The organism is Shewanella sp. SG44-6, from assembly GCF_014164185.1.
Lineage (GTDB): Bacteria > Pseudomonadota > Gammaproteobacteria > Enterobacterales > Shewanellaceae > Shewanella > Shewanella vesiculosa.
Map to the genome: position 1 here is coordinate 1 of NZ_JACJER010000132.1, position 12,271 is coordinate 12,271.

The window sequence follows — 12,271 nt, forward strand, 5'->3', positions numbered from 1 at the left end:
GTTTAATACTTATTTGTTTATAATAATAGTCAGGTTTACAAATGTTTAAAAAAATACTCGAAAGGTTGATGTCTCGAAGAGGCAAATTGAATTTGTTAGATAGTAGAGTTTTAGAGTTTGATGCATTTTTTATTTTAAATAACCTTATCCTCTCTGGTTTTAGAAGTGTTTTTTTTCATTTTCAAAATCCTATGAAGTTAAATGTGATAGGTAAAGGTGTTTCTATTATATGTAAGAGGAAACTTGTTTTAGGGGATAAATGCATTATTGGAAATCATGTTTCAATTAGTTGTTTGGGGGATATAGGTGTTGTAATTGGTAGTTCAGTTTCAATTGGTGACTTTTCAAAGTTTGTTGTATCTTCTGATATTACAAATTTAGGTGCCTTTATTCGGATTGATGATGGAGTTGGTATCGGTGAGTTCGCTAGGATTGGAGGTTCAGGTGGTGTCACTATTTCTAAGAATACAATCATAGGCCAGTACTTTAGTTGTCATCCTGAAAATCATATTTTTTCTGATCCTATTAAGCCTATAAAAGAACAAGGCACAATAAGGGCACCTATATTTATTGATGAAAACTGTTGGATAGGTGCAAAAGTGACTATCCTCGCGGGTTCCAAAATTGGTCGTCACTCTGTAGTTGCAGCGGGTTCCGTAGTCAGTGGTGAGTTTCCTCCTTATTCAGTTATTGGTGGTATACCTGCAAAAGTCATTAAGGAAATAAAATCATGCACGTTATAGTTTTAGGCATAAGAGGTATTCCAGCCCGACATGGAGGATTTGAAACTTTCGCAGAAAATCTTTGTGAATACTTAATTAACAAGAATTGGCAAGTCACAGTGTATTGCCAAGAGGATGGAAGTGGTCGTATTTACGAAACTGAGTGGAATGGTGTCAAGCGCATCCATATTCCCGTTAATACACAGGGACCTCTAGGAACAATTATTTTTGATTTTAAATCAGTCGTTCACTCATTAAAACATGATGGAGTCTTTTTAACTCTCGGTTACAATACCGCTTGCTTCAATTTTATTCATAGAATTTTTAGAAAAACAAACGTCATAAACATGGATGGGATTGAGTGGAAACGTCAAAAGTGGGGAATGATTGCCAAAGCATGGTTTTGGCTAAATGAACGTTTTGGATGTTGGTTTGGTAGTCACCTTATTGCCGACCACCCCAAGATTGCCGAACGTCTAGCAACAAGAATTAACTCAGATAAAATAACAATGATTCCATATGGTGCATTACATGTAACTGACGGTTCCGAATATATACTAGAATCATTTGGGATAGAAAAGAATCAATATTCAATTGTTATTGCTAGACCTGAACCAGAAAATTCTTTCTTGGAAATTGTTAAAGCATTCTCCGTTGTTAGAAGATCAACAAAGCTAGTTGTTTTGGGGAATTTTCAACCAGAAATTAACACTTATCATAAACTCATATTGGATGCAGCAAGCGAGGATGTTGTTTTTCCTGGCGCAATATATGATTCAGAAACGGTAGGTGCTTTGAGGTTCTTTTCACGTTTCTATATTCATGGTCATCAAGTTGGCGGGACAAATCCATCTTTGGTTGAAGCTATGGGGGCTGGTTGCGCCGTAATTGCCCATGATAATAATTTTAATAGATGGGTGGCGGACGACAGTGCATATTATTTCTCTGGTGAGGGTGATTTGGCAAGATTTTTTGATGGAGACTATTTAGATGATAATTTTATCTTAGATAAAAAGCACAAATCTTATAATAATTTTAATGATCGTTTTAGATGGGATTTCATTTTGTCGCAATATGAATCTCTTCTTTTAAAATATAAATAGTCATCCCTTTTGCTTGTTATTTATGGTTCTATTCTAAAGTTAAAAATAATGGTTAGTAATTTTATAATTTAGAAAGTAAATATTTATTTTTAATAAGTTATTTTCTTTTTTTACATAATTCATCCATTTTATATAAATTTAAGGGGCGGTTAGTATGGATAGTCAATCCAAACTTCAATTTGTGGGTGCGCGTTCTAATTTCTTATTACGTGTTATAGACATCATTATCATTACTGCTTCATTGCTAATTATCATGCGTGGTTATGGTCAGGTATTCGATAAAGATTATCTATTGGTGCTTGTTGGTGTATTATTTTTTTACAGTTATATAGGTGAGTCTCTAGCATTATACCGTTCTTGGCGTCTAGGTCGTTTCTCGACTATGTGTCGCTTAGTTTTCATTACTGTGACCATAGCTTTTTTATTAATGACCTTAGTCCTGTTTTTATTTAAATATAGTGAGGTTTATTCACGCGTTACTATGGCGGGCTGGTTTTTTCTTTCAGTATTTTCTTTAGTGAGCTGGCGTCTATTAGTTAGAGAAGTTAAACGAATTCGAAGGATAAAAGGCTATAACGTCCACAAAGTGGCGATTGTTGGACTTACTGAAACAGGAAAACATTTATATGATGAAATTATTCAACATGATGAATTAGGGTTTGAATGTGTTGGTTTTTATGACGATAGAGAACCAGTGCGTATAGAGAATCTGGATGCATCATTAATAGTAGGATCAATTAATGACGCGGTCGCATTAGCGACAGCAGGTAGAATTGATAAGTTGTATGTGTGCTTGCCTATGTTGGCTGAAAAGCGTATTGCCGATATTATTTTGGCCCTAGGTGATAGTACTGTCGATGTATTAATTACCCCTGATTTTTTACTGAAAAACTTAATGCATGCTCGCATAGGAAGTGTTGGTGAAATCGACACATTAAGTGTGTTTGAGTCACCCGTTAACGGTATGAAGCGGTTTTATAAACGAACCTTCGATATTGTTTTTAGTCTGTGCGCGATTATTGCTATTTCTCCTGTTTTGATTGCAGTTGCGATAGCGGTTTATTTATCTTCTCCAGGAGCCATTTTGTTTAAACAAGACAGATATGGCCTAGACGGACGCAAAATTAAAGTGTGGAAGTTTCGTTCAATGACGGTGACTGAGAATTCCAATAAAGTGGTGCAAGCCAGTAAAGGTGATGCTCGTATTACTAATGTGGGGGCATTTATTCGCAGGACATCGTTAGATGAGTTACCGCAGTTTTTTAATGTGCTTAAGGGCGATATGTCGGTAGTCGGTCCTAGACCGCACGCTGTGTCGCATAATGAAGAATACCGCAAGTTAGTCAGTTACTATATGCTGCGTCATAAGGTATTGCCCGGTATTACTGGTTGGGCGCAGGTTAATGGCTGGCGCGGTGAAACCGATACCTTGGACAAGATGGAAAAACGGATTGAGTTCGATCTTGCTTACATCCGTAACTGGTCACTTTGGTGGGATGTTAAAATCGTGTTTTTGACCTTTTTTAAAGGCTTTATTGGTAAGAACGTTTATTAGTCATTTGTTTGCTTAAGTTACTTCGATAGCGTGTCATTTCCCTTCTGGTTATACTTATTTTAGGTCATTTTGTTATGTCCTCGGACCATCTTGTTGAGCTTTAAAGATTAAAGCTGAGAATGGATTCCCAAAAAAAGATCTCGGGAATGACGGTGCGGGAGTCTCAGGAATGGCGGACTTATTAATCTGGGCATGATGGAGCTGGAACATCAGGATTCACAGAGTTGTGTATCTGGAATTATGGGGCTGTGAACTTTGAAGGTTGAAGCTGAGAATGGATACCCGATAAAAGATCTCGGGAATGACGGTTCGGGAGCCTCAGCAATCAAGGATTTATTAACCTGGGCATGACGGAGCGGGGGGGCTCGGGAGTTACTGGGCCTGGGATTTTCTGTGATTACGTAGCGTGGCTTGCGGGAATGACGTTTGCTGTCTTGATAATGACGCTGATACTCATCAGAGAATATTTGAGTTTTCCATTCAAGATTAAGTGACAAAAATTAAAATATCAACAGTTTTAAGTTTACGCATTGACGCCTTTGCGTCGGTGTTAATTATTCACCATGTATTTATTTTATAAGGATTTAAAGCATGAATATACCGTATAAGTTAAGTTGTATCGCGACTGTGGTTGCTGCGATAGTGATCGCTAATCCAGCTCTTGCTGCAGATGAAAAAGCCGGTGTTATCCGCACAGAGTCTGGGATTGATTTTATCCCAGGTTTAAGTGGTGGCCTTAAGTATGATGACAACATTACTAGTGCTAATGCTTCCGTGGATGAATTAAGTAGCTGGGTGTTAACAGTCACTCCAGCTGTGCAAGCGCAGTTATTAGACGGCAACAATGTTTATACAGTAGAAGCTGGTATTCAGTATGGTGATTACTTTTCCAGTAGTGATGATAATTTCTTGGATGGTTTGTTAAAAGCTAAATCTGAGGTTGAGCTTAATCAGTCAAATCGCTTCAATATTGAGGCGGCATATATTGTGGGTCACGAAGACCGAGGCAGTGGAGTGTTTGAGGGTACAAGTGGTGTTCTACAAGATGAGGCCAATACCTTTGATATTTTAAGTGCCGGTGGCTATTACGAATATGGCGCTAAAACCACGCCAGCTCGTGCCCGAGTTAATGCTAAATACTTAAGTAAAGAGTACAGTAACTTTGAGTCTATTACCCAGTATCGTAATTATGCTGATACCACATTAGGGGCGACGCTTTATTATGATACTCAGTCAGCAACCAGTATTTTTATTGACTTTCAAAACGTTAATACGGCATATGATGTTGTAGATCTTACTGGAGATCGTGATAGTACAACCAATACAGCAAAAGTAGGCGTTGAGTGGCAGGCTACGGCATCAACCGAAGGCAGCATTGGTATAGGTTATCAACGCAAAAACTTTGATAACAGTGCCCGTGAAGATTTCAGCGGTTTGTCCTGGGACGCCAAAGTGACTTGGACACCTTTAACCTATTCAAGTATTGATTTGACCACAGGTCGCGCAAGTAAAGATCCTAATGGTGTTGGTGACTTTATTAGAGCCACCAGTTATGGCATAAAGTGGAACCATGAATGGAGTGAACTATTTTCATCGTTTTTCGGTTTGAATCAAGTTACAGATGTGTACACAGGTATTGAACGTGAAGATAAAACCAAAGTGTATCAGTTTGGGCTAAATTACAATGTTACTCGTTGGTTAACCTTGAAAAGTGGGATTGATATTAACCAAGTCGATTCAACCGACACCCAGTTTGCCTTCGATCGCAATGTGTATTTTATTAATGCTGAAATGACCTTATAGGACCGCCATGAAGTATTTAGCGACATTTTTTACTGCTACTCTTATGCTGTTATTGGCATCAATGCCAATAACAGCTAATGCCGAAACCCAGAGTTACCGATTAGGTGCAGGTGATACCATAGTGATTAAAGTTTATGGTGAAGAAGCCTTAACTCTAGAAACGCAAATCACTAACAGTGGCACGATTAATTATCCATTTTTAGGCTCATTAACACTAATTGGTTTAACCATTAAAGAGGTGGAGCAAATAGTGTATCGCGGCTTAAAAGGTGATTACTTTGTTGAACCTAATGTGTTTGTGGGGATGGTTGAATATCGGCCTTTTTATATTCATGGTGAAGTTAAACAGCCTGGAGGCTATCCATATCAGCCGGGGATGACAGTTAATCAAGCAGTAGCCTTGGCGGGTGGATTTACGGAGCGTGCTTCGCAAGAAAAAATAGCTATTTCTCGCGAGGGTAGCAAAGTCGAGTCTGAACGCGGCACAATTAATAGTCCAATTCAAGCTGGCGATACCATTACTATTGAACAGAGATTTTTTTAATGAGCTTCCAAGAAAGACGCCAAAGTACTTTGCCTAGTGATGCCCTTAGTCCCACTGCAATGCAAATGGATCAGATTATTGATGTTAAAAAACTGCTGTTGCCATTATTACGATTTAAATGGCGTATTTTTGCATTTGCGTTATTGGTCACTGCATTAACCATATTTGTGGTGTTAAGCATGACACCAATATATAACGCGTCTTCGACCTTGTTGATTGAGTCTGAGCAAGCTAAGGCGATTAAAATTGATGAAGTGTATGGGATTAATTCTGGCCAACAAGAATATTATTTAACCCAGTTTGAAATCATTAAATCGCGCAGTATAGCCGAGCGTGTTTTTAATGAATTGGATTTAATTAATCACCCAGCCTTTAACCAACCGCCAAGTTGGTTTTCTGAGCTCAAGTCACAATTAAATTTTATTCCTGAAGAAGTTGCTACTGCTGTTGATAACCAGATTGGCAAGGATATAGCCAAGCATAAATTGATTGATGATTTTGCAGAAGATATTAACATATCTCCAGTGCGTAAAACTCAGCTTGTCAATATTAGTTACGAAAGTTCAGATGCGCAACTTGCAGCACAGATAGCAAATGCGATAGGTGATACTTATATTGTCAGTCAGTTAGAAGCTAAATTGGGTATGACCCAAAAAGTTAATACGTGGTTAGGTGGGCGCTTAGAAGATTTACGTTTAAAGCTGGACGAGTCAGAACAGAGATTAGAGCAATTTAAGTTAATCAATGGCTTAGTTGATGTTGAGGGGGTAACCGCATTAGACGCCAAAGAGTTGGAACGCTTAAGTGATGAAATTACTGTTGCAAGGTCGCGTAAAGCCCAGGCAGATAGTTTTATGGCAGTGGTTAAACGCTACGGTGCCACAGACATTAGTCGCCTAGAAAGTCTACCTGAAGTGACCTCGCATTTATCGATTCAAAATGTTAAGCGTGAAGTCGTCCTCGTTGAACGAAAAGTGTCAGAACTTCAACAAGTGTATGGTCCTAAACATCCTAAAATGATTGCTGCCCAAGCTGAACTTAATACGGTGCAGCAAAATTTACGCAAGCAAATTAGCCGTTTAGTACAAGGTATTGAGGATGAGGCCCAAACTGCAGATCAAACACTGCAAGCTTTAGAGGCACAGTTTAGTAAAGCAAAGGGCGCGTTTCAAAATTTAAGTACCAAAGATACTGATTATCAGCGCTTAGTCAGAGAAGTTGATACCAACAGACAGTTGTTTGATACTTTTTTAGCTCGTCAAAAAGAAACTGCTGTAACCGGTGATTTTGATTCGCCTGTGGCACGTTTTACTGATCGCGCCGTTGTGCCGTTATTACCTGAAAAACCTAAGAAAAAAATCATAATTATTTTGGCGTTTATGGCCAGTTTAGGCTTTGCCATGGTGCTAGTGCTAGTGCTGGATGCATTAAACGACACTATAAAAACCAGTGATGATGTCGAAAAATTATTATCGCAACGAGCTCTAGGTTATGTGCCGAAAGCGAAAAAAGGTACTAGTTATGAAGAAGTTAACTTTGCTTTTTATGATGCGAGTTTACCTTTACATGCCGAAGCGGTTAGAACCATTCGGACATCGATGTCATTAATGGCCATGGGCAGTGAACTTGCTACGATTGAAGTGACCTCGTCAAATCCAAATGAAGGTAAAACCACTACCTCAATGAACATCGCTTTTGCTTATGCCACTATGGAGAAAGTGCTAATTATCGATGCTGATTTACGCAAGTCTAGCCTAGGTATGCGCTTTGGGTTACCCACCTATCAGCCGGGGCTAGCTAATGTGTTATCGGGTACCGACAGTATACATAACAGTATCGTAAAAGATGTTAAGCCTAATGTGGATGTGATGCCAGCGGGTGCGGTGCCATTAAATCCACAAGAGTTATTAGCATCAGCTCAGTTTGCTGAACTACTCACCGAGCTTAAAACCCAATACGGTAAAATTATTATCGATACCCCGCCAGTGCATGCGGTTAGTGATGCGTTAATTATCACCTCATTGTGCGATGCCACAGTACTGGTTGTTAAAGCCGGTCATACCCGTAGCGAAGCAATTAAGTTAACCTTAGCTAAGTTGAACCAAGCCCGCAGTAAAGTGTTTGGCGTGGTGTTAAATCAATTTAACACCAAAGATGCACAACGTTATCAAGGTGATTATGGCTACTATCAAGCCTATGGTGCAGACTATTCCATAAAGGATAATAACCAGTCAGGCAAGGATAGCACTAAGGCATGATAGATTTACATTGCCATATATTGCCGAATATCGACGATGGGGCGAAATCAATTGATGAAGCCCTTGGTTTGATAGCATTAGCCGTCGAGCAAGGGGTCACTCGTATGGTGGCAACCCCTCATATTCATTTAGGGGTTTTTGACAATAACTTGCAAACGATCCATTCCGCTTATGGTGTGTTGTCGGATGCATTAGCATTAACTGATCTTAATATCGAAGTTTGCGTAGCTGCAGAAGTGCGTATTACGCCCGAGATTTTGCAGTTTATTGAACAACAGCAACTGCCTTTTTTAGGTCATCATCAGCAAAAAAATGTGTTGCTTCTTGAGCTGCCTAGCAGCCATATTCCACCGGGTACCGATAAACTGATCCAGTGGTTACTTGCCCACGATGTATTGCCAATGATCGCTCATCCTGAGCGAAACAGGGAGTTGCAAGCACATCCGGATAGGATTATGCCTTTTGTAAAGGCTGGGTGTTTGTTGCAATTAACCGCCGCATCTCTGATTGGTGATATGGGGCCTAGCCCACAGCAGTTGAGTGAATATATCCTTAAACGCAAGCTGTATTCGATTGTTGCATCCGATTGTCATTCGTTAAATCGTCGCCCGCCTAAGTTAGCCTTAGCCTATGATGCCATACGTCAGTTAGTTGATGAGGACTATGCTTATTCGATGACGACAGCAATGCCGGATAGTATTTCTAGTTCATTATTTGAACAGGCGAGGTAGTGAATGAGTAAGATGACCTGGTCTGCAAGGCGTGTGACATACGCACTTATTATTTTTGTTCTGCTGGGTTTATTGCCAATTTTGTTGCAGAAAGGTTTGGCCAATGCCTACTATTTTAAATCACGTTTTTACGTTGATCAGTGGCAAAGTGGCAATATACCGACATCATTACAATATTCGAATGCGTTATTGGCTGCCGACTATGCGGTTAAAATTGATGATCAGAATCCGCATTATTTGCTCACGCTAGTGAAAGTGATGGAGTGGGGCGCTTTTTCACAATTAGTTACCCCCAATAATGAGGTTTTTAATCAGCTTTACCGCGATGCGATTAATCAACGACCAACATGGCCAAATGCTTATAGCGATTATGCCTATAATCTAGCCTTTATTCAGCATGACTTAGCAGCAGCTTGGCCTTATTTACAACAGGCACTCCACTATGGCCCTTATACACCTGAAGTGTTGCATCAAATATTAGCGATAGGGTTTGCTCATTGGTCATCTTTAACGGCGACGCAAAAACAGTTGGTGTTTAGCACTGCAAAAATTGCTGCAATGGCTAATTGGACTATGCGCAATGATTTAAAAATGCTCGCCTTACAATATCAATTGACGCCGACTATATGTACCTACTTCAAGTACTTACCTGTGGATGTTAACCAAAATAATACTACATGGATTGAAAAGGATATGTGCCGGTAATGGATGATCGTATACGTAGTTCTCAGTCTTTTGGGGTGTTTGATCGCGTGATGATATTGGCAATATGCGCATTGATTGTGTGGATGCCAATTCCGTTAGGCAGTAATCGTATTTGGGCCTTAGCCATTTTAGAGTTTGTTATCGTAGTACTTGCGATTAGCCATGTGGTGTATTGTTTTAAACATAATGCACTCTTATTACGATATCGTTGGCAAAAACATTTACTGATCCCAACCGGAATGATGCTGGCCTATTTGTGTTTGCAGATCTTGAATTGGATCCCCGCGATTAATACGGTTGATGCTTATCAAACTGCTCAGCAATTATTAAAAACATTCTGTTATAGCCTGTTTATTCTGTTATTAACTCAATACTTTCAACATGCTCGAGCGCTTCGTTGGTTATTGATTGCGATTATCGTTTCAGGTTGCTTGCAAGCATTTTATGGTACCTTGATTCATTTATTACAACTCGATGTATCGCCTATATTTGGTTACCACGACGGCGATAGAGCAAGAGGTTCGTTTGTTTATCAAAATCACTTTGCTAATTATTTGGCGATATGTCTTTCTATCGCGTTTGGTTGGCTGCTATCTGAATTAAAGACCACTAAAAATGATCATGACGTTAGAGACATCATCGTTGGGTTATTGTCGACATTATTCAGCCGTAAACTTATTTTACGTTTAGCCATCATCATCATGGTGATTGGGTTAATTTTAAGTCGCTCACGCATGGGCAATGCCGGATTTTTTACCGCCTTGGGCCTTGTGTCTTTATTGTCGATGTTTATTTACCGTCGTCCACCCACCTTGTTTAAGCCTCTAGTGGTGAGTATTTTTATTCTCGATTTGTTGATTGTTGGTTCAATTTTTGGCGTTGATAAGCTCAAGCAGCGTTTAGATGATACTTCATTTGCGTCAGAAACTCGTGATGAGGTGGTGATTGATAGCATTCCAATTATTGAAGAGCATTTGTTCACCGGCACAGGTGGCGGCAGTTTTTATACTGTATTTCCACAATACCAGCCGCAGTTCTATTCTGGCTTTTATGATCATGCCCACAATGAATATGTACAATTTGTAGTGGAGTACGGCGTGGTGATGACAGCTATTTTAGGTTTATGGGTGTTGTATGCATTTTGGTTGGCATGCCGAACCATGTATTTACGTAACAATAAACTCTATAAAGGTGTCGCCTTTGGTTGTGCAATGGCTATTGTGCATATGCTACTGCGTATTTCTGTTGATTTTAATCTTCAGTCTCCTTCCAACACCTTACTCTTTTTAACCATCTTAACCTTGTGCTGGTTAGTGCGTTATTTGCCTTCTGATACACAGAAAAAGGTTAGGTAGGCCACTATTTTTGTTCTGTTTTTTTACATCATTTTTTAGCTCGTCATCCTCGAGATCTGTTATCGGGGATCCAGATGTTTCTTAGTTTTTAGGTCCCTAGGTCTTAGGTTCTAGGTTCTACATATTAGGCTTTGCCCAACCCGCTCGTCATCCCTGAGATCTGTTATCAGGGATCCAGGTGTTTCTTTTGACTTTTGTCTTGAATACTTAAAGCCAACACCTGGATTCCGGCTTAAAAGCATTGCCGGAACGACGTAGTTGGTAGTAATACCGGAACGACGCGATAGTGGGTGGTACTGGACGAAATCGTGCTGCTATTTGAATGCTCCACCCGCTCGTCATCCCTGAGATCTGTTATCAGGGATCCAGGTGTTTCTTTTGACTTTTGTCTTGAATACTTAAAGCCAACACCTAGATTCCGGCTCAAAAGCATTGCCGGAACGACGTAGTTGGTAGTAATACCGGAACGACGAAGTAGGAAGTAATACCGGAACGACACAATAGTGGGTGGCACTGGACGAAATCGTGCTGCTATTTGAATGCTCCACCCGCTCGTCATCCCTGAGAGCTGTTATCAGGGATCCAGGTGTTTCTTTTGACTTTTGTCTTAAATACTTAAAGCCAACACCTGGATTCCGGCTCAAAAGCATTGCTGGAACGACGAAGTAGGAAGCAATACTGGAACGACACGATAGTGGGTGTTTATTGTCACTTATTCTTTTTTACCTTTTTATTTTTGCTATTAGCTCACGCTAAATAAGGATATTTATGAAAGTTGTTATTCCCGTTGCCGGTTTGGGTACTCGTATGTTACCAGCGACTAAGGCCATCCCGAAAGAGATGTTGCCATTGGTAGATAAGCCATTGATTCAATATATTGTTGATGAATGTGTGAGCGCAGGGATTAAAGAAATTGTATTGGTAACTCATGCCAGTAAAAACGCCATTGAAAACCATTTTGATAAATCTTACGAACTTGAATCAACCTTAGAGAAACGTGTTAAGCGTCAGTTATTACATGAAGTACAGGCTATTTGCCCTAAAAACGTCACCATCATGCATGTTCGCCAGGGTGAAGCTAAAGGGTTAGGGCATGCTATTTTATGTGCTAAGCCGTGTATTGGTGATAATCCTTTTGCGGTTGTGTTGCCAGATGTCATTTTAGATTCGTATTCTGCTGACCAGCGTACCGAAAACTTAGCGTCAATGTTGATTCGTTATCGTGAATCTCATGCCAGTCAAATTATGGTTGCGCCAGTTCCGGATGACCAAGTTAATAAGTATGGTATTGCCGATTGTCACGGTGAAACGATTAATCCAGGTGACTCGACTAAAATATTTAATATGGTCGAAAAGCCAGAGATTGGAAAAGCACCTTCTAACCTAGCCGTTGTTGGTCGTTATGTGTTGTCAGAAAAGATTTGGGATCTTCTGGCTAAAACCTTACCGGGTGCCGGTGATGAAATTCAATTAACTGATGCTATTGATATGCTGA

At 39.8% G+C, this 12,271-nt stretch carries 10 protein-coding genes; all 10 read left to right on the plus strand.

What is annotated here, in order from left to right; translation table 11 throughout:
• The first annotated feature begins 41 nt into the window (after positions 1–41).
• Complete coding sequence (locus H5185_RS18180) at positions 42–743, plus strand: acyltransferase (RefSeq protein ID WP_182742797.1); 702 nt, start codon at positions 42–44, stop codon at positions 741–743.
• Positions 731–1,825, plus strand: a complete 1,095-nt coding sequence (locus H5185_RS18185) for a DUF1972 domain-containing protein (protein ID WP_182742798.1) — start codon at positions 731–733, stop codon at positions 1,823–1,825. Before H5185_RS18180 ends, H5185_RS18185 begins: the two co-directional genes overlap by 13 nt.
• Positions 1,826–1,979: 154 nt before the next feature.
• Complete coding sequence (locus tag H5185_RS18190; RefSeq protein ID WP_182742799.1) at positions 1,980–3,380, plus strand: undecaprenyl-phosphate glucose phosphotransferase; 1,401 nt, start codon at positions 1,980–1,982, stop codon at positions 3,378–3,380.
• A 591-nt stretch (positions 3,381–3,971) separates the two neighbouring features.
• Entirely contained in the window at positions 3,972–5,183 is a 1,212-nt protein-coding gene (locus H5185_RS18195; protein ID WP_182742800.1) for an outer membrane beta-barrel protein, read from the plus strand.
• A 7-nt stretch (positions 5,184–5,190) separates the two neighbouring features.
• Positions 5,191–5,727: a polysaccharide biosynthesis/export family protein gene (locus H5185_RS18200; RefSeq protein ID WP_182742801.1), complete on the plus strand. Its 537-nt coding sequence runs from the start codon at positions 5,191–5,193 to the stop codon at positions 5,725–5,727.
• The gene (locus H5185_RS18205; RefSeq protein WP_182742802.1) at positions 5,727–7,985 is read left to right on the plus strand and encodes a polysaccharide biosynthesis tyrosine autokinase; all 2,259 of its coding nucleotides are present in this window, start codon (positions 5,727–5,729) and stop codon (positions 7,983–7,985) included. The genes H5185_RS18200 and H5185_RS18205 overlap by 1 nt, the downstream gene beginning before the upstream one ends.
• Positions 7,982–8,716: a tyrosine-protein phosphatase gene (locus H5185_RS18210; protein WP_182742803.1), complete on the plus strand. Its 735-nt coding sequence runs from the start codon at positions 7,982–7,984 to the stop codon at positions 8,714–8,716. The genes H5185_RS18205 and H5185_RS18210 overlap by 4 nt, the downstream gene beginning before the upstream one ends.
• Positions 8,717–8,719: 3 nt before the next feature.
• Complete coding sequence (locus tag H5185_RS18215; RefSeq protein ID WP_182742804.1) at positions 8,720–9,421, plus strand: hypothetical protein; 702 nt, start codon at positions 8,720–8,722, stop codon at positions 9,419–9,421.
• Positions 9,421–10,776, plus strand: a complete 1,356-nt coding sequence (locus H5185_RS18220; protein WP_182742805.1) for an O-antigen ligase — start codon at positions 9,421–9,423, stop codon at positions 10,774–10,776. Before H5185_RS18215 ends, H5185_RS18220 begins: the two co-directional genes overlap by 1 nt.
• Positions 10,777–11,544: 768 nt before the next feature.
• The coding region (gene galU, locus H5185_RS18225; protein WP_182742806.1) for a UTP--glucose-1-phosphate uridylyltransferase GalU at positions 11,545–12,271 on the plus strand (727 nt) is incomplete at its 3' end.